The organism is Streptomyces sp. TG1A-8, assembly GCF_030499535.1.
Taxonomy (GTDB): Bacteria; Actinomycetota; Actinomycetes; order Streptomycetales; family Streptomycetaceae; genus Streptomyces.
This window is the reverse complement of record NZ_JASTLB010000001.1, coordinates 2,585,961-2,605,212: the sequence shown is the minus strand read 5'-3', so window position 1 is coordinate 2,605,212 and position 19,252 is coordinate 2,585,961. Positions and strand designations below refer to the sequence as shown.

Genomic DNA, 19,252 nt, shown 5'->3' with positions numbered 1-19,252 from the left:
GAGCCGGCTGACGGTCACAGCGGTGGTGTCCCTCTCTTCAGGGCGCGGTCGACCAGGGGGCCTGCCGCTCCCGTGTACTGGGTGGGGTCGAGCAGCGCGGCGAGCTCCTGCGGTGGGAGCACGCCGTCCAGCTCGGGCCGGCCGGCGAGGACGGAGCCGAGGGTGCGGCCCTCCTCGCCGGCCTGTGCGGAAGCCCGCGTCAGCAGTCGCCGGGCGGCGGCCTTGCCGATGCGCGGGGCGAGGACCGCGGCGATCCGTTCGGAGACGAGCCGGCCGCCGGTCAGCGTGAGGTTGTCGTGCATCCGGTGCGGGTGGACCGCGAGCCCCCGGCGAGTTCGGCGGCGCAGCGCGCGGCACCGCCGGCGAGGCGCAGGCACTCGCGCAGCAGCAGCCACTCCGCGTGCCAGGCGCCGGCGGACCGCTCGTCCTCGGTGGTGAGGCACTGCGTGAGCCCGGCCGCCAGCAGGGGCACCTGGAGGGCGGCCGAACGGATCAGGGTGGCGAGGACGGGGTTGCGTTTGTGCGGCATCGCCGAGGACGCGCCGCGGCCGGCGGGACCGGGCTTGTGGACCTCGCCGATCTCGGTGCGGGACATCACCTGCACGTCGACGGCGATCTTGCCGAGGGCCGCGGCGGTGTGGGCGAGCGCCGCGCCGAGGTCGGCGAGCGGGGTGCGCAGTGCGTGCCAGGGCAGTCCCGGGCGGGCCAGCCCGGTCTCGGCCGCGTACGCGTCGATGAGCCGGTCGGTGTAGCCGGCGGGGTCGAACGGGCCTTCGGGGCCGTCGGGTTCGGCGTACTGCAGGTAGCCGGCGAGGGTGCCGGCGGCGCCGCCGAGCGACACCGGCAGGCCCTCTCGCCGCAGCCGGGCGAGCCGCTCGGCGGAGTCCAGGACGAGGTCGCGCCAGCCCGCCGCCTTCAGGCCGAAGGTGGTGGGCACGGCGTGCAGGCCGAGCGTGCGCCCGGCCTGCGGGGTGTCGCGGTGCGCGGCGGCGGCCCTGCCGAGGGCGTCGGTGGTGCGCCGCAGGTCGTCGAGGATGATGCCGAGGGCGCGGGAGGCGACCAGCATCGCACCGGTGTCGAGGACGTCCTGGCGGGGGAGACCCCGCACGGCAGCCTGCGGGAGATGGCCGCGGCCGACGTGGCCGCCCTCCGGGCCGTCCAGCCCGCCGGCCCCTACACGCTGTGGGGCTACTCCTTCGGCGCCCGCGTCGCCTTCGAGGCGGCCTGGCTGCTCGAACGGGCGGGCGAGGAGGTCGACCACCTGCTGCTGATCGCCCCGGGTTCCCCCCGGCTCCCGCAGGCCGCCGCGCCGGGCCCGACGGTCACGGCGGCCCCGGGGGAGGGCGGTGACCCGGTGGCGGACTTCACGGACCGCACCTTCCGCGCCATCCTCTACTCCGTCTTCGCGGCCGGCGCCGACGGACCGCTGCTGGCGGAGTGCCTGCGCCAGGCCACCGACGAGGAGTCCTTCGCCGACTTCGTCGTCCGCCGCCTGCGCCGGCTCGACCCCGGCACCGTCCGCCGCGTCATCCGCCTCGTCCGCCGCACCTACGGCTGGCTGCCGGCCGACCGGCGCGTCACGGCACCGGTCACCGTCCTCACGGCCCGCGGCGACGAGGAGTCCCACCTGGAGCGGTTGCTGGCCCGCACCGGTGCGCCCGCGACCCTGGCCCGCCTCGACACCGACCACTACGGTGCGCTGCGCGATCCGGGCGTGGACGAGCTCAGCAAGACCATCCGCCGAGAATCGAGGAGGCTCCCGTGCCGCACGTGACCATCAGCCACTTCCCGAAGGACCTGGACGACGCCGGACGCGAACGTCTCGTGGCCCGTCTCACCGAGGCGGTCCGCGACGCCTTCGACGTGGGGGAGGACGCGGTCTCCATCGCACTGCGCCCGGTGGCGCCCGAGGCCTGGGACGAGGAGGTGTACCGGCCGGAGATCACGGCCCGCCCCGGCCTGCTGGTCAAGCGGCCCGGCCACTGAACCCCCGCGGGCCCGCGCCGCGCGCGGGGCGCGGGCCCGCCGGTGCCGCGCGCAGGACGGGCGCGGTGGCACAGTGGAGGCATGTGCGGCCGTTACGCATCCACCCGCAGCCCGCAGGACCTGGCCCGGCTCTTCCGCGTCGACGACTGGCGGCCCGAGGAGACCCTCGCGCCGAACTGGAACGTCGCGCCGACCAACGACGTGTGGGCCGTCCTGGAACGGACCCGGCGCGACCGGGAGGAGGGCGCGCCCCCGGCGCGGGAGCTGCGGCCGCTGCGCTGGGGACTGGTGCCGTCCTGGGCGAAGGACCCCGGGGCCGGCGCGCGGATGATCAACGCGCGGGTGGAGACCGTGCACGAGAAGCCCGCCTTCCGCCGCGCGTTCACCAGGCGCCGCTGCCTGCTGCCGGCCGACGGCTTCTACGAGTGGCAGCAGGTGGAGGACCCCGCCACCGGCCGGACCCGCAAGCAGCCGTACTTCATCCACCCCGAGGACGGCCGGGTGATGGCGCTCGCCGGTCTGTACGAGTACTGGCGCGACCCGGACGTCGAGCAGGACGACGACCCGGCGGCCTGGCTGACGACCTGCACCATCATCACCACCGAGGCCACCGACGCCGCGGGCCGTGTCCACCCCCGCATGCCCCTCGCCCTCGACCCCGGCCACTACGACGCCTGGCTCGACCCGCACCACGACGACCCCGTCGGGCTGCGCGCCCTGCTCGGCCGCCCCGCCGACGGCCGACTGAACGTCCGCCCCGTCTCCACGGCCGTCAACAACGTCCGCAACAACGGCCCCCGGCTGGTGGAGGAGGCGACCCCCTAGCCGCCGCGGCGCCGGCGGCACGCGGCGCTCCTCCGCCCCGCTCGGCGGCGCCGGCGTGCAGGTGTGAACGGGGCCGCCGACGTGTGACCTCGGCCATAGCGGGCAGAAAGTGCCTGGGCAAAGCCTCTCCCCCGCAGAAGTCATCACATCGAGTGATTCTCTGGCCTTTGCTTGCGTGGCTCAATCGACGGTTGCCAGGCTGTTGCTGTCTGTACAACCTGATGGGAGCGGCCAGTGACTTTCGGTGAGCAGCCGGCGTACCTGCGCGTCGCGGGTGATCTCCGCAAGAAGATCGTCGACGGTTCGCTGCCGCCCCACACCCGTCTGCCCTCCCAGGCCCGCATCCGCGAGGAGTACGGCGTCTCGGACACCGTCGCGCTGGAGGCCCGCAAGGTGCTCATGGCCGAGGGGCTGGTCGAGGGGCGCTCCGGTTCGGGGACGTACGTGCGCGAGCGGCCCGTGCCCCGGCGCGTGGCCCGCTCCGGGTTCCGCCCCGACGGGGGCGCCACGCCCTTCCGGCAGGAGCAGGCCGACGCCTCGGTGCGCGGCACCTGGGAGTCCAGCAGCGAGCAGGCCGAGGCCGGCACCGCCATCGCGGAGCGGCTCGCCATCGAGCCCGGCGACCGGGTCATGCGCACGAGGTACCTGTTCCGGGAGGCGGGGGAGCCGATGATGCTCTCCACCTCCTGGGAGCCCCTCGCCGTCACCGGCCGCACCCCGGTGATGCTCCCCGAGGAGGGCCCCCTCGGCGGCATGGGGGTGGTCGAGCGCATGCGGGCCATCGACGTCATCGTGGACAACGTCACCGAGGAGGTCGGCGCCCGCCCCGGCCTCGCCGAGGAACTGCACCTCCTGGGCGGCGTGCCCGGACACGTGGTCCTGGTCGTCCAGCGCACCTACTACGCCTCGGGGCGCCCGGTGGAGACCGCCGACGTCGTGATCCCGGCCGATCGTTACCGGGTCGCCTACCACCTGCCCGTGAAGTAGCGCACACCGGCACGCTCCCCCGGCAGTTGCCGCCGTCACTCACCCCCCGTCCCGTCCTTCTCCCGGCCTCGGCGATCCGGTCGTTTCCGCAGGTGGCCGGGGGCCTGCCCGTCATGTCCCCGGCTCGCGGCACCGACGCCCGAGGGGGGCGCGCGGGCTTGTGCGCGCTCCCGGCGGTCTGGCTGGTTGTGTACCTGTTCGTGAAAAGCCGTATTCGCAGCGTGAAGGTTGGGCGTACGCTCGGGCATATGCGGATTGCGGTTTCCCCGGGTGGGAGGCGGCGGAGATCCGGACGGGAAGCGGGTGGGGCGGGTGCGAGAAGGAACGGTGGGCGCGATGAGCGAGGGCACGGTCTCCCTGCCCTGGATCGTGATACGGAAGGACGGCAACGGCAATCGCTACCGCGTGGGCCGGTACGCGACGCGCGCCGAGGCCCAGAAGATCGCCGACAGCCTCGACGGCCGCGGCCACGAACAGCTCTACTGGGTCGAGCGCATCGGCCAGGGCGGCGACGGCGCGCGGCCCTGACCCGCCGCGTCCTGCCGTAAGGTCCGCCCCATGACCGAACGGACCGTGGTGGTGGGTGCGGCCCTGCTCGACGCCGGCCGCCTGCTCGCCGCGCGCCGCAGTGCGCCCCCCGAACTGGCCGGACGCTGGGAACTGCCCGGCGGCAAGGTCGAGCCGGGCGAGCGGCCCGAGGAGGCCCTCGTCCGGGAACTGCGCGAGGAACTCGGCGTCGACGCCGAACCGGTCGCGCGCGTGCCGGGGGAGTGGCCCCTGCGGTCCCCCTACGTCCTGCACGTGTGGACCGCCCGCCTGCGCCCCGGCTCCGCCGCCCCCCGGCCCCTGGAGGACCACGACGCGCTGCGCTGGCTGACGCCGGCCGGGATCTGGGACGTGGCGTGGCTGGACCAGGACGTGGCGGCGGTGCGGGAGGTCGAGGCGCGCCTTCGCACCGGAGTGCGTTGAGCGGCGCGGGTCCCCCGTACGCCGTTCGCCCCACAGCGCCTCCCTCCCCACGGTACTGGCCGCCGGATACCGGGTATGTCCCCACTAACCCCATGAAACCGGACGTGGGTGGGCTCGCTGGCCTGGGAAGTGATCGGCGTGATCGACAGCGAAGGCGACGGCGCCGAGTGGACCTTCCCCGCGGAGCCGGGTGCCGTGCGCACCGCCCGCGCCGCGGTCCGGGGCCAGTTGCACGGCTGGGACCTCGACTGCCTGGCCGACCTCGCGGCCCTGCTCGTCAGCGAGTTGGTGACCAACTCGCTGCGGCACGCCACCGGCCCCATCGGCGTGCGGCTGGTGCGCCCGGCGGGACTGGGCGGCGGACTCCTGGTCGAGGTCTCCGACCCGCTCCCGGACCTGCCGCACGAGCGGACCGCCCGCGCCGAGGACGAGGGCGGCCGCGGACTGCAGCTCGTCGCCGGCTCCTCGCGCCGGTGGGGCACCCGGCCCGGCGGCAGCGGAAAGACCGTCTGGTTCGAACTCGCGGTGCCGGGATGAACCCGGTGTGCGCGCCCCCGCCGCCGCCCAGTGCGCCGCCCGCGCTGCGGACGGTGGTCGGAATGCGGGATTCGGGGACGTGTTCCCTGGTTAGAAGACTGGAAGTGTTGCCGCAGTCCGGTCCTAAAACCGCCTGGACCGTGCTGTGATCGTGAACACCGTGTCGTGCGGCGCCGTAGTACTGGATACTGCGGGCAGCCGCCTCCGGTGACCGGTGCCGGATGCGGTGAGCTGGAGGGGACGGTTCGCGTGAGCGAGATACCAGCGAAGGCCACGGAGTCCGAGGACCCGTCGGACGGCGCGAGGGGCCAGGCCGCGGAGGCCGGGGCCGTGCCCGGTGACGCCATGTGGCAGAGCAGCCCGCCCGGCTCGATCTACGACTACATCAAGGTCGCCTCCTTCTCCCTCAGCCCCGGCGGGCTGGTGGACCAGTGGTCCCTGCGCGCCGAGCAGATCTTCGGCATCCCCGCCGAACGCGCCGTCGGCATGGACCCCATCCAGGCCTTCGTCGACCCCGACCTGCGCAGGCACGGCCAGCGCAAGATGGCCGAGATCCTCGACGGGCGCGAGTGGACCGGGGTCGTCCCCTTCCGGATGCCGGACGGGCCCGACGGGACGCGCGGCGAGGAGGGCCTCGCCGAGGTCTACGTCATGCCCACCCGGACCGTCGAGGGCGACAGGGCCGCCGTCTGCATCGTCGTGGACGTCCGCACCCTGCGCAGCATCGAGACCGACCTCGCCGCCTCGCAGGCGATCTTCGGCCAATCCCCGTTCGGTTTCCTGCTGATCGACCCCGACCTGCGGGTGCGCCGCGCCAACGAGCGGTTCGCCTCCATCTTCGGCGGGGCCCCGGACGACCACCGGGGCAGGGGGGTCCGGGACTACCTGCCGCGCGGTGAGGCGGAGCGGATTTCGGCCATCCTGCGCCGGGTGATGGAGACCGGCGACTCCATCACCGACATGCACGTCACGGGTTTCGTCCCGGGCTCCGACGAACGCCGGCACTGGTCGGTCAACCTCTACCGCGTCAACAGCGGAAGCGGCCGGCCCATCGGCGTCGCCTGGCTCGGCATCGACATCACCGCCCGCCGCGCCGCCGCCCGCGAAGCCGCCGCCGCCCGCCGCAACCTCGCCCTGCTCAACGAGGCGGGCGCCCGCATCGGCAACTCCCTCGACCTGGAGACCACCGCCCGCGAACTCCTCGACGTCGTCGTCCCCGGTTTCTGCGACCTCGCCACCGTCGACCTCTACCAGGGCCTCCTCACCGGCGACGAGGCCCCGCCCGGCCTCGCCGACGGCAGCGCCGAACTGCGCCGCGTCGCCTTCGCCAGCGCCGTCTCCGACGCGCCCTTCAGCGGCTCCGGCAAGCCCGTCGCCGTCGGCGCCGTCCACCACTTCCCCTTCAACTCCGCCTGCGCGTACGCCCTGCGCACCGCCCGGCCGCAGCGCGTGCCCGCCGAGGACGGCGGCCTCGTGCAGTCCACGCTGGCCGTGCCGATGGTCGCCCACGACACCGTCGTGGGACTCGCCCAGTTCGCCCGCACCAAGGGCAGCGAGCCGTTCGGCGACCGCGACCGGGACCTGGCGGTGGAGCTGGCGGCGCGGGCGGCCGTCTGCATCGACAACGCCCGCCTGTACCGGCGCGAGCACGAACGGGCGCTGATCCTGCAGCGGTCCCTGCTGCCGCCCGGCGACCCGGAGGCATCCGGCCTGGACATCGCCTGCCGCTACCTGCCCGGCAACACGGCCACCGAGGTCGGCGGCGACTGGTTCGACGTCATCGAACTCCCCGGCCACCGCACGGCCCTGGTCGTCGGCGACGTCATGGGCCGCGGGCTGCGGGCGGCGGTCGCGATGGGCGAACTGCGCACGGCCGTCCGCACGCTGGCCCTGCTGGACCTGGAACCGGCCGAGGTCCTCTCCGCGCTGGACGAGATCGCGCGGGGCCTCGGCACACCGGGCGGCATCCAGCAGGCCACCCGCACCGCCCGCCAGTCCCGCGACGCCGACCTCTCCGAGGTGTACCTGGCCACCTGCGTCTACGCCGTCTACGACTCCGTCACCCGCCGCTGCACGTTCGCCAACGCCGGCCACCTGCCCCCGGTGCTCGTGGAGCCCGGCGAGCCGGCCCTGATGCTGGACGTGCCGCCCGGGATGCCGCTCGGGGTGGGCGGCGAGCCCTTCGAGGAGGTCGAGGTCGAACTCCCCGAGGGCGCACTGCTGGCGCTCTACACGGACGGCCTGGTCGAGTCCCGCGACCATCCGCTGGACGAGGGCCTGCAGGCGTTCGTCGGCGCGCTGACGGACCCGACCGCCCCGCTGGAGGACGTCTGCGACCACGTCCTCAGCACCCTGGACACCCACCACGGCGAGGACGACATCGCCCTGCTGATGGCCCGCGTGCAGGGGCTGCCCGCCACGTCCGTCGGCGACTGGACGCTGCCGCGCGAACCGCGCAGCGTGGGGCGCGCCCGCGAGTACGCCCGCGCGCAACTGCTCGCCTGGGACCTGGAGCCGCTGGTCGACACCACCGAGCTCCTCGTCAGCGAACTGGTCACCAACGCCCTGCGCTACGGCGAGGGGGAGATCAGGCTCCGCCTCCTGCTGGACCGCACGCTGGTCTGCGAGGTCTGGGACTCCGGGCTGGTCCAGCCCCGCCGCCGGCGCGCCCGCGACACCGACGAGGGCGGGCGGGGCCTGCAACTGGTCGGGCTGCTCAGCGCGGCGTGGGGCTCGCGGCGGACTCCGCGGGGCAAGACGGTGTGGTTCGAACTGCCGCTGCCCGGCACGGAGGGCGGGCTGACCGACCCGGCGGAGGCCCTGCTGAGCCTGTTCTGAGCCCGGGGGTGCCGGTGCCCGCGGCCGGCGTCGCGGTGCGGCGCCCGGCGTCACGGTGCGGGAAGGCGCCGGCGCCCCCGCGCCCGCGGGCCGCCGAAGCTCACCGGGGGGCCGCCGTCCGGCTCCTGGGCGAGCAGGATCCCGCCGAGGACGGCCCCGTCGAGCCCGGCGGTCCGGCCGTCCGGGTCCGCGCGGGGACCGCCGTGCCCGCGCACGTCCCGCTCGGCCGACTCCCGCGCCCGTCCCGCCCACACGTCGGCCTCGTCGTCGCGCGGGCCGGGTGCCCGTGCGGTCCGCGCCGGCCGTGTCCGCAGGGCCCGGGCCCAGACCCGGACGTCCCCCGCACCGTCGCACGGGCCGAGGGCCCGGACCGCCTCCGCCAGGAGGGTGCGGGCCTCCGCGCCCACCGCGGCCCGGTGCACGGTCACGTAGTCCTCGGCCGCGCCGACCGCGCTGCGGGCCACCAGCCGCGTCGCCGCCTCCAGCACCCCCGGTCGCCCCGCCTCCAACCGCCGCACGGCCCGCGTGATCCGGCGCAGCGCGTCCAGCGGGTCGTACCGGCCCCCGGTCAGTTCCTCGCGCACCGCCGCCAGCACACCGTCGGCGTGGGCGAGGCGGGCGTGCAGCTCGCCGGCGGACGGGGACGCCGGCGCCCGCCCCCCGCGAACCGCGGCGATCTCCGCCTCCGCGCCGGTCAGCGCGGCCGGCACCAGCCCCGCCGCCTCCCGCAGCCGTGCCGCGAGCCGCTCCACGCCGTCCACGAGGACACCGGCCTGGGCGACGGCACCCTCGGCGGCGCGCAGGTGCCGGGCCGCCCGCCGGCCGTCACCCGCGTCAGCGGACTGCCGGGCCCCGTTGAGCTGCGAGGTGGCGAACACGATCCGGTCCTCGGCCTGTTCGGCGTACCCGGCGACCGGCGCACCGGCCGAAGCCGCGTACCGCGCGCGCAGCGCCGCCACCGTGGCCCGGGCCGCCACCGTCCGCGCGGCCAACTCCCGGAACCGCCCCTCGGCGACCTCCAGCGCCTCCCGCACCCCGTGTTCGAGACCGCGCAGCCGGTCCAGTCCCTCCGCCCCGGCGTCCAGCAGCCGCCCCGCCTCGGCGCACCGCCCGACCACCCCCGCCAGCGCCTGCCGGCGGGCACCCGTGTCCTTCGGCAGTCCCTCCCCGTACCGCCGCCACAACGCGAACGCGGACGCCAGCTCGGCCCCGGCGCCCCCCAGGGCCCGCGCGTACGGCTCGACCTCCCGTTCGCCGAACCGCGCCGCCACGAAGGGGAGTTCCTCCCCGCTGGCGCGCACGCAGTCGTCGGCCAGCACCAGCGCCGCACGCGCCTGCCGCTCGGCCTGCGCCACCGTGGGCACGGGCGGCGCCGGCGACACCACGCCCGGCGTCGTCCGGGTGCGGGCCCGCCGGGCGCGCCGCAGGTACCCGTACCCGGCCAGCACCCCGGCCGCCCCGACGGCGAACAGGGGCAGCACGAGGTCGGTGGCGGCCGCCCCGTCCTCCCCGGGCGCGGCGGCACTCGCGGCCGCAGCGGCCGGACCGGCGGGAACCGGATCCTGCGCACCGACCGTCATCACCGGCGACACCAGCCACCCGCCCCCGGCCACGGCACCCGCCAGGGCACGCGCCACCCGCACCCGCACGTGCGCCGGGACGCGCCGGGGCCGGCCCCGAAACAGGGAGGACGTCACCTTCCGGAGCGTATGGGCGGGTGGACGCCCGCGCGAGCGGGGCGGGCACGGGTGGGGCGCGAGGAGGAGGAGGAGCGGCAGTGACCGGGAGGACGAGGGAGGAACCGCAGCCACGGGGGCCCGCCGCACCCGTCCGCGGCGGGAGCACCCCGCCGGCACCACCCGCACCCGGCGACGGGAGCGGCCCGGGCGGTGCGGACGGGCACGAGCACGCCGTGGGCCGGGCCGCGGCGAGGCGCCCGCGCCGGCGCCGCGCCGGTCCGGCGGCCGCCCTCGTCCTGCTGCTGCTCCTGCCCCTCCTCGCCGCCGAGTCGGCCCTCCGCCTCACCTACACCGGCGACCCCGCCCCCGGCACCCGCACCCGCCACCGGGACGCCCTCTGGCTGGGCCACGCCTGGGTGGACGGACGCAGGACGGGCGCGGACGTCGAGGCCCTCGCCCGCCGCCTGCGCGGCACCGGCGTCCGCGACCTGTACGTCCACTCGGGCCCCCTGGAACACGACGGGACGCTCCCCGCCTCGGCGTACCCGAGGGCCCGCTGGCTGGTGTCCGCCCTCCACCGCGAACTGCCCGGCGTCCGCGTCCAGGCCTGGCTCGGCGACGAACTGGCCGGCGAGGGCCCCGACGGTATGCGCCTGGACCGCGCGGCCACCCGCGCCGCCGTCGTCGCCTCGGCCCGCGGGATCCTGGCCGCCGGCTTCGCGGGCACCCACTTCGACCTGGAGCCCCTCCACTCCGGCGACCCCGACTACCTCTCCCTCCTCGACGACCTGCGCGCCCTCACCCGCTCCCGCCACGCCCTGCTGTCCGTCGCGGCCCACCAGATCGACCCGCTCCCGGCCCTCCACTCCTTGTGGGGCGCGACCACGGGCCACCCCAAGTGGTGGTCGCAGGCCTACTTCGGGCAGGTCGCCCGCCGCGTGGACCAGATCGCCGTGATGTCGTACGACACCATGCAGCCGCTGCAGAGCCTGTACGGCGGGTACGTGGCCCAGCAGACCAGCCTCGCCCTGGAGGCCACCCCCGCCTCCACCGACCTCCTCATGGGCCTGCCCTTCTACCACGAGGACCGCTTCGGCCACCGGGCCCGCGCGGAGACCGTCCCGGCCGCCGTCCGGGGCGTCCGCCTCGGCCTGTCCCGCACCGACCGCGACCGTGCCCGCTTCGGCGTGGCGCTGTACGTCGACTTCGCGGCGACGGAAGCGGACTGGCGCGCCTACCGCGACGGCTGGACCGGCTGAGCCCCCTGCGGTGCCCGGCCGCCCGCTGCGGACGCGGGGGACCGGGCACTCCCGGCGGGCCCCGGCGCCGGGGCCCGCCGGGGGCGACACGGCGCCGCCCCCGGCCGCTCCGGCCGCCCCCGTGCGGCGCCCCGCCGGGCGGCGACGCGCGGCTCACCGCCCCGCGCCCCCCGCGGTCGCGGGGGTGTGCGCCGCACGGGTGGGCTTGCCGGGCGCTGCCGCCGTGTCGCCCGCAGCGGCCGGACCCTTTCCTCTTCAGTGGACGGAAGATCTGATCAGCTCCATATAGCGCCATATGTGAACGCAACACCCGTGTCCTCCCGGAGGTAGCTGAGATGTCCCACGACGGCGTCGGCCCGCGCACGGTGACGCGCTCGGTCGCCCTCCTCACCGCGGGCGCCCTCGCGGTGCCGCTCCTCGCCGGCTGCGGCTCCGACGACGCCGGCACCCCGCCCGTCCGGCAGGACATCGCCCCCGCCGCCCGCACCTCGGTCGCCGAGGGCGGCACGCTGAAGTGGGCCGTGGACGCCGTACCGGAGACCCTGAACGCCTACCAGGCCGACGCCGACGCGGGCACCGGCCGCGTCGCACAGGCCGTCCTGCCGTCGATGTTCCGGCTCGACGCCAACGGCCGCCCGGTGCCCAGCCCCGATTACCTGGAATCCGCCAGGGTCGTCGAGACCGAACCGCGCCAGGTGGTCCTGTACGAGCTGAACCAGCAGGCCGTTTGGAGCGACGGCCGGGAGATCGGCGCCGCCGACTTCGCCGCCCAGTGGCGTGCCCTGTCCGGCAGGGACAGCGCCTACTGGACCGCCCGCAACGCCGGCTACGACCGCATCGCGAAGATCGAACGCGGCTCCAGCGACCTCCAGGTCCGGGTCACCTTCTCCCGTCCCTACGCCGACTGGAAGTCGCTGTTCTCCCCGCTGTACCCGAAGGAGGTCATGGGCAGCCCGGACGCCTTCAACGACGGCGCCCGCCGCAGGCTCAAGGTCACCGCCGGACCCTTCGCGCTGGACAAGGTCGACACCGCCGCGAAGGACGTCGTCCTCGTCCGCAACCCGCGCTGGTGGGGCAACCCCGCCAAGCTGGACGGGATCGTGCTGCACGCCGTGGACCGCGGCGGGCGGGCCGCCGCGCTCGCCGCCGCCGACGTGGACCTCGCCGAGGTCGACCCGGCCGAGGCCACGCGGATCGGCACCGCCGCCGGCGGCGAGGGCGCCGGCAGCCCGCTGCGGGGCGCCGGGAAGACCTCCGCGAAGGAGCTCCGCTCCTGGGCGCTCGCGCACGGCCTCGACTCCGGGGAGGTGAAGGGCGGCCGGAAGAAGGTGAGCAAGGCCATCACCCGGTACCTGGAGCAGCAGCGGCGGCTGCGCGCCTTCGAGGTGCGCAAGTCGCTGGAGCCCGCCTACACCCAGCTCGCCCTCAACGGCGCGAGCGGCCCCCTCGCCGACGAGCGGGTCCGCCGGGCCGTGGCCCGCGCCCTGGACCGCGCGGAACTGGCCAAGGCGGTGCTGGCCCCGCTGGGCCTGCCCGCCGTGCCGGTCGGCAGCCACCTCGCGCTGGCCGGCCAGCCCGCCTACGCCGACGGCAGCGGCGCCCTGGGCGGCCAGGACACCAAGGAGGCGCAGGCGCTGCTCGCGGACGCCGGCTGGGTGCCCGGCGGACCGGTGGAGGCGCGGAAGAAGGGCGAGAAGGCGGCCGGTGCCGAGAGCGACGAGCAGGAGGAGTCCGGCGGCGGCAAGGACGGCGAGTACATCGTCGGCGAGGACGACAAGAGCGGGGACGAGGGGGGCCGGGACGACGGGGGCGAGGGCGGCGGGGACGAGGACGACAAGGCCGGACGCCGCGCGTCGGCCGGCGAGGCGCGCGACGAGGACCAGGAGGGCGGCAGGCACCTCGCCCAGGAGATCGAGCGGGGCGGTGCCCCCGGCGCCTACGCCCCCAAGGGCACCGCGGCCCCGGCCGGCGCCGTCACCGGGCCGCTCGCCAAGGACGGCAAGGCCCTGGACCTGCGCTTCGTGCTGCCCTCGGGCCCCGGCTCCCGGACCCTGGACGCGGTCGCCCGGCGGATCTCGGGGATGCTGGAGAAGGTCGGCATCCGCACCACCGTCACCAAGGTCCCGGACGAGAGCTACTTCAAGGACCACGTGGCCGCCGGCGACTACGACCTGGCGCTGTACTCCTGGCCGTCCTCCGCCTTCCCCGCCACCGACGCCCGGCCCGTCTACGCCAAGCCGGTCCCGGCCGCCGACGGCTCGGTGAACGTCGAGCAGAACTACACCCGGATCGGCACCGACCAGGTCGACCAGCTCTTCGAGCAGGCCGCCGCGACCCTGGACGAGGACGAGTCCCGCGACCTGATCCGCAAGGCCGACTCCCGCATCTGGGCGGCGGCCGGCTCCCTGCCGCTCTACCAGCGCCCCCAGCTCGTCGGCGTCCGGAAGGACGTGGTCAACGCGGGTGCGTTCGGTTTCCAGACGCCGGTCTTCGAGGACATGGGCTTCCTCAAGAAGGGCGCGACGGCCTCGCCGGGCCCCTCCGCCGGCTGACGGCGGCGGCCCTGCGGGGAGCGTTCCCCGCGGGGCCACGTACCATGGGGTGAGGCCGTGGCGTGTCCAGCCCGGCAGGGCCCGCGCAACACAGACGTCCGCGCAGGGCAACCCTCACACTCCGGGAGTACGCCGCACCATGGCCACGCGCCACGACATCCGCAACGTCGCCATCGTCGCCCACGTCGACCACGGCAAGACCACCATCGTCGACGGCATGCTGAAGCAGGCCGGCGCGTTCGCCGCCCACCAGCTCGAGCAGGTCGACGACCGGGTCATGGACTCGAACGACCTGGAGCGTGAGAAGGGCATCACGATCCTCGCCAAGAACACGGCGGTGAAGTACCACCCCAAGCACGGCGGGGACCCCGTCACCATCAACATCATCGACACCCCCGGCCACGCCGACTTCGGCGGCGAGGTCGAGCGCGGCCTGTCGATGGTCGACGGCGTCGTCCTGCTCGTGGACGCCTCCGAGGGCCCGCTGCCGCAGACCCGCTTCGTGCTCCGCAAGGCGCTCCAGGCCCGCCTGCCCGTCATCCTGTGCATCAACAAGACGGACCGCCCCGACGCCCGGATCGACGAGGTCGTCAACGAGACCTACGACCTCTTCCTCGACCTGGACGCGGACGAGGAGCAGATCGAGTTCCCGATCGTCTACGCCTGCGGCCGTGACGGCATCGCCTCGCTGACCAAGCCGGACAACGGCACGGTCCCGGCCGACAGCGACAGCCTGGAGCCGTTCTTCTCCACGATCCTGGAGCACATCCCGGCCCCCACGTACGAGGAGGAGGCGCCGCTCCAGGCACACGTCACCAACCTCGACGCCGACAACTTCCTCGGCCGCATCGCGCTGCTGCGCGTCGAGCACGGCGAGCTGCGCAAGGGCCAGACGGTCGCCTGGATCAAGCGCGACGGCTCCGTGCAGAACGTGCGGATCTCCGAGCTGATGATGACCGAGGCGCTCACCCGCAAGCCGGCGGAGAAGGCCGGTCCCGGTGACATCTGCGCGGTCGCCGGTATCCCGGACATCATGATCGGTGAGACGCTGGCCGACCCGGAGAACCCGGTCCCGCTGCCGCTGATCACGGTCGACGAGCCGGCGATCTCCATGGTCATCGGCACCAACACCTCGCCGCTGGTCGGTCGCGGCGCCACCGGCAAGGGCGCCGACAACAAGGCGGCCGTCAAGGACCGCAAGGTCACCGCCCGCCAGGTCAAGGACCGCCTGGACCGCGAGCTGATCGGCAACGTCTCGCTGCGCGTCCTCGACACCGAGCGCCCGGACGCCTGGGAGGTGCAGGGCCGCGGCGAGCTGGCGCTCGCCATCCTGGTCGAGACCATGCGCCGCGAGGGCTACGAACTGACGGTCGGCAAGCCGCAGGTCGTCACCAAGGAGGTCGACGGCAAGGTCTACGAGCCGGTCGAGCGCATGACGATCGACGTGCCCGAGGAGCACATGGGCGCCGTCACCCAGCTCATGGGCGTCCGCAAGGGCCGGATGGACAACATGTCCAACCACGGCTCGGGCTGGGTCCGCATGGAGTTCGTGGTCCCCTCGCGCGGCCTGATCGGCTTCCGCACCGAGTTCCTGACCCAGACCCGCGGCACGGGCATCGCCCACTCCATCCACGAGGGCCACGAGCCCTGGTTCGGCACGCTGCAGACCCGCAACAACGGTTCGCTGGTCGCCGACCGCTCCGGTTCCGTCACCGCGTTCGCGATGACGAACCTGCAGGAGCGCGGTGTGCTGTTCGTGGAGCCGGGCACCGAGGTGTACGAGGGCATGATCGTCGGCGAGAACTCGCGCTCCGACGACATGGACGTCAACATCACCAAGGAGAAGAAGCTCACCAACATGCGGTCCTCGACGGCCGACGTGACCGAGTCGATCGTGCCGCCGCGCAAGCTGTCCCTGGAGCAGTCGCTGGAGTTCTGCCGCGACGACGAGTGTGTCGAGGTGACCCCGGAGGCCGTTCGCATCCGCAAGGTCGTGCTCGACCAGCGGGAGCGCGCCCGCTCGGCGAGCCGCGCCAAGCACAGCTGACGCGGGGACCGGGCCGGCCCGGTCGCGAGACGCCCGAGCCCGGGTGCCCCCTCACGGGGGCACCCGGGCTTTTTGCAACCGGTTTTCCGGCGACCGGTGTCCGGATCGCGAAGGTTTCCGACCGATACCCACGTGACAAGTCCGTTTCGCGGCCTTCTCGTCACGAACAGTTTGTCCAGTTTTTGGAAGACCTGGACGCCATCCGTGATTGAATTGAGATTTAAAGACGGTGGTCGCCACTTGGCTCATGGCAGATAGTTAGCCGCGTAGCGCTCGGGTCAATGGGTCTCGCGCTGTGGGGACAGCGCCGACTCACGAGCACACGGGGGTGTCTGACCGTTCGTCAGGGGTGTCGAGCGGTGGACGGGAACCCCCTCCTGTCGGTGAACACGTGAAGTCATGAGGAGGAACCCCCATGTGCGGTGTCACGCGTGCCAGGTGGGTCGGTCCGTCGGTTCCAGGGGTGTGATCCGGTCGTAGAGCTACGCGCGTCCGGCTGCGGTTTCGCGCGTCCTCGTCGATCCCGGACAACTTCCACACCCATACCTGTGAAACGGACGAACCGTGACAAGTCCTATCGACACCGAGGGCGGCGGGGCTTCGGCCGCCGTCGACGGCGAACCAGGGCCCCCAGCGAAGAGCGGGACCGCCGGACTCGAGGGCCGGTCGCCCGGCCGGCTGATGTGGATGCGCTTCAGGCGTGACCGCACGGGCGTGGTCTCGGCCTTCGTCGTGGGCTTCTTCTTCCTGGTCGGACTGCTCGCGCCGCTGATCGCCAAGGTGTACGGCAAGGACCCGTACACGGTGTACGCGGACGAGCGCCCGGAGCTGTTCGACAGCGCGGGCGTGCCGATCCGGCCCAACGGCGGCATCGGCGGCGAGTTCTGGTTCGGCCTCGAACCCGGCAACGGCTACGACGTCCTGACCAAGTTGGTCTACGGTATCCGCACCTCGCTGATGATCTCGTTCGCCGTCACCGCCGCGGTCGTCCTGACCGGCATCCTGCTCGGCGTCGCGGCCGGGTACCTCGGCGGCCGGACCGACTTCCTCATCGGCCGGGTCATCGACTTCCTGCTCGCCTTCCCGGCCCAGCTGTTCTTCATCGCGAGCATGCCGGTCGTGGTCTCCCTGTTCGTCAGCCCGCGCGACGAGACGCCGACGTACGTCCGCGTCGTCGCCCTGATCCTCGTGCAGTGGTTCCTGGGCTGGATGAGCCTGGCCCGCATCCTGCGCGGCACCTCACTCGCCCTGCGCGAACGGGAGTTCATCGAAGCGGCCCGGGTGAGTGGCGCCTCCTCGTGGCGGATCATCCGCAAGGAGATCCTGCCGAACGTCGTCACACCGCTGCTGGTGCAGTCGACCTACCTGCTGCCCAGCTTCGTGACCGCCGAGGCCGGCCTGTCCTACCTGGGCGTGGGCATCGTCGAACCGACGCCGGACTGGGGGCAGATGTTCTCCAAGGCGTCCACCGAACTGGTGATGCAGAACGACATCACCTACATGTTCTTCCCGGGCGTCTCGATGATCGTCTTCATCGTCGCGTTCAACCTGCTCGGCGACTCGGTCAGGGACGCGTTCGACCCCAAGACGGCGCGCTGACCCGGCGCTCCACCACAGTTCCACAGCACCTCACCGCAATCTTCCGGCAGTTCTTCCGCACCGGTGACAGGCAGGAACGCACCGGTGACACACAGATGGGTGGGAATCATCGTGACGAGTAGGGGCGGACGCCACGCATACGGCGCGCTCTCCGTGCTCGCGGCCGGAGCTCTCGTGCTCACCGGTTGCAGCAAGGGCGGCAGCGACAGCGGCACCAACGGCAAGAAGGACGAACAGAACGCCAAACGCCAGCAGGCGTCCGTCAGATTCGGCGACGCGGCGGACTCCACCGGTCCGGCGGCCGACGTGCCCGGCGCCAGGCCCGGCGGCACCATGGAGGTGCTCCAGCGCGACAGCTACGCCCACCTCGACCCGGCGCAGATCTACATCTCCGACGAGGGATCACTCGCGAACCTGCTGCACAGGGGACTCACCGGGTACAAGGCGATCAGCGACGACGGCACCCGGCACGAGGTGGTCGGCGACCTCGCCACCGACTCCGGCACCACCACCGACGGCGGCAAGACCTGGAAGTACACGCTCAAGGACGGCATCAAGTTCCAGGACGGCACCCCCATCACGTCCAAGGACGTCCGGCACACCGTCGAGCGGCTCTTCGCGCCCTTCATCAACCAGGGCCCCACCTACCTGCAGCAGTGGCTGGCCGACTCCCCGGGCACCGCCTACCGCAAGCTGCTCAAGGACGGCCCGTACGACGGCAGGCACCTGCCCGGCTCGGTCCTGGAGACCCCGGACGCGAAGACGGTCGTCTTCCACTTCGAGACCGCGCACCCCGACCTGCCGTACGCACTGGCCATGGCGGGCTACGCGATCGTCTCGGAGAAGGGCGACACCAAGGAGAAGTACGACAAGGCACCGGTGGTGACCGGCCCGTACAAGATCCAGTCGTTCAAGTCCGGCAAGTCGATGGTGCTGGTGAGGAACACCAACTGGGACCCGAGGACGGACCCGATCCGCCACCAGTACGTGGACCGGTTCAACTTCACCTTCAACCAGCAGTACGAGACCTCCACCAAGGCCCTGCTGGCGGACGGCGGCGCCGACCGGACCGGCATCAGCTTCAACAACCAGGTCGACGCGGGCAACCTGTCCAAGGTGCTGCGCGACCCGAAGATGAAGTCCCGCACGGTCTCCGGCTACCAGCCGTACGTGGGTCAGATGAACGTCAACATGAGCCACCCGGCCATGAAGGACAGGACGGTCCGCGAGGCCATCGCCTACGCCCTGCCGGTCACCCCCTTCGTGCGCGCCTTCGGCGGCACGGACGCCATGGAGGTCGCCGGCGGCCTGATCTCCCCGACCGTCTCGGGCTACGACGCCGCGTTCGACCCCTGGGGCAAGAAGAAGAAGCCCTCCGGCGACCCGGACAGGGCCAGGGAGCTGCTGAAGAAGGCGGGCAAGGTCGGCATGAAGCTGACCTTCGGCTACATCAACACCCCCGAGGGCCAGCAGTACTCCACCGCCATGGCGGCGGGCCTGAAGAAGGCCGGCTTCGACGTCCAGCGCCAGGAGATCCCGGCCGAGACCTACTACGACCAGGTCTCCAAGCTCGACAACAACTACGACATCTTCCACACCGCGTGGGGCGCCGACTGGCCGTCCGCCTCGACCGTGCTCCCGCCGCTGTACGACGGCCGCGTGATCGCCGACGGCGCGCAGAACTACTCGCAGGTCAACGACTCGAAGGTCAACAGCGAGATCGACCGGATCAACAGGATCACCGACCCGGTCAAGTCCGCGGCCGAGTGGGAGAAGCTCGACCAGTACCTCGTGAAGGACGTCATCAACGTCATCCCGACCGCGTACTACAAGCAGACCCAGATCGCCGGATCCAAGGTCGGCGGCCTGGTCTACGACGACGTGATCGGCGGCATCGACCCGCGTCGCCTCTACATCAAGTAACCGCCTGCGTCCGGTACCCGGCGCCCGCCCCGCACGCGGCGCCGGGTACCG

Annotated in this window: 14 protein-coding genes and 1 pseudogene; 13 read left to right on the top strand and 2 right to left on the bottom strand. The window is 73.6% G+C overall.

What is annotated here, in order from left to right:
* Positions 1-14: 14 nt before the first annotated feature.
* Positions 15-1,090 (bottom strand): annotated as a pseudogene (locus tag QQY24_RS10945) (lyase family protein); the annotation flags it as partial.
* 33 nt (positions 1,091-1,123) lie between these two features.
* Here QQY24_RS10945 and QQY24_RS10940 point away from each other — a divergent pair.
* The 8 genes from QQY24_RS10940 to QQY24_RS10905 all read left to right on the top strand — a co-directional run bounded on the left by QQY24_RS10940 (position 1,124) and on the right by QQY24_RS10905 (position 8,142).
* Positions 1,124-1,774, top strand: a complete 651-nt coding sequence (locus QQY24_RS10940; protein WP_301972485.1) for an alpha/beta hydrolase — start codon at positions 1,124-1,126, stop codon at positions 1,772-1,774.
* On the top strand, positions 1,762-1,986 hold the full coding sequence (locus QQY24_RS10935; protein WP_301972484.1) for a tautomerase family protein: 225 nt from the start codon (positions 1,762-1,764) through the stop codon (positions 1,984-1,986). The genes QQY24_RS10940 and QQY24_RS10935 overlap by 13 nt, the downstream gene beginning before the upstream one ends.
* Positions 1,987-2,067: 81 nt before the next feature.
* Positions 2,068-2,811, top strand: coding sequence for an SOS response-associated peptidase (locus QQY24_RS10930; protein ID WP_301972483.1), 744 nt, complete (start codon positions 2,068-2,070; stop codon positions 2,809-2,811).
* 234 nt (positions 2,812-3,045) lie between these two features.
* On the top strand, positions 3,046-3,798 hold the full coding sequence (locus tag QQY24_RS10925) for a GntR family transcriptional regulator (protein ID WP_301972482.1): 753 nt from the start codon (positions 3,046-3,048) through the stop codon (positions 3,796-3,798).
* 336 nt (positions 3,799-4,134) lie between these two features.
* Positions 4,135-4,326, top strand: a complete 192-nt coding sequence (locus tag QQY24_RS10920) for an SPOR domain-containing protein (protein ID WP_301972481.1) — start codon at positions 4,135-4,137, stop codon at positions 4,324-4,326.
* 30 nt (positions 4,327-4,356) lie between these two features.
* Positions 4,357-4,767, top strand: a complete 411-nt coding sequence (locus QQY24_RS10915) for a (deoxy)nucleoside triphosphate pyrophosphohydrolase (protein WP_301972480.1) — start codon at positions 4,357-4,359, stop codon at positions 4,765-4,767.
* 108 nt (positions 4,768-4,875) lie between these two features.
* Positions 4,876-5,304: an ATP-binding protein gene (locus QQY24_RS10910; RefSeq protein ID WP_301972479.1), complete on the top strand. Its 429-nt coding sequence runs from the start codon at positions 4,876-4,878 to the stop codon at positions 5,302-5,304.
* A gap of 249 nt (positions 5,305-5,553) precedes the next feature.
* Positions 5,554-8,142, top strand: coding sequence for a SpoIIE family protein phosphatase (locus tag QQY24_RS10905; RefSeq protein ID WP_301972478.1), 2,589 nt, complete (start codon positions 5,554-5,556; stop codon positions 8,140-8,142).
* Positions 8,143-8,192: 50 nt separating this feature from the next.
* Here QQY24_RS10905 and QQY24_RS10900 read toward each other — a convergent pair whose 3' ends face one another.
* Positions 8,193-9,839 carry a hypothetical protein gene (locus QQY24_RS10900; RefSeq protein WP_301972477.1) on the bottom strand — a complete coding sequence of 549 codons (1,647 nt, stop codon included), beginning with the start codon at positions 9,837-9,839 and terminating at the stop codon, positions 8,193-8,195.
* A 215-nt stretch (positions 9,840-10,054) separates the two neighbouring features.
* Here QQY24_RS10900 and QQY24_RS10895 point away from each other — a divergent pair, with 215 nt between their 5' ends.
* The 5 genes from QQY24_RS10895 (at position 10,055) to QQY24_RS10875 (ending at position 19,201) form a co-directional block, all read left to right on the top strand.
* Positions 10,055-11,080, top strand: a complete 1,026-nt coding sequence (locus QQY24_RS10895; protein WP_301976205.1) for a hypothetical protein — start codon at positions 10,055-10,057, stop codon at positions 11,078-11,080.
* 335 nt (positions 11,081-11,415) lie between these two features.
* Positions 11,416-13,632, top strand: coding sequence for an ABC transporter family substrate-binding protein (locus QQY24_RS10890; RefSeq protein WP_301972476.1), 2,217 nt, complete (start codon positions 11,416-11,418; stop codon positions 13,630-13,632).
* A 139-nt stretch (positions 13,633-13,771) separates the two neighbouring features.
* Positions 13,772-15,679 carry a translational GTPase TypA gene (gene typA / locus QQY24_RS10885; protein WP_301972475.1) on the top strand — a complete coding sequence of 636 codons (1,908 nt, stop codon included), beginning with the start codon at positions 13,772-13,774 and terminating at the stop codon, positions 15,677-15,679.
* Between the two features lie 564 nt (positions 15,680-16,243).
* Entirely contained in the window at positions 16,244-17,278 is a 1,035-nt protein-coding gene (locus tag QQY24_RS10880; protein ID WP_301972474.1) for an ABC transporter permease, read from the top strand.
* Positions 17,279-17,389: 111 nt separating this feature from the next.
* A complete protein-coding gene (locus QQY24_RS10875) occupies positions 17,390-19,201 on the top strand; it encodes an ABC transporter substrate-binding protein (RefSeq protein ID WP_301972473.1) in 1,812 nt (603 codons plus the stop codon).
* The last annotated feature ends 51 nt before the right edge of the window (positions 19,202-19,252 follow it).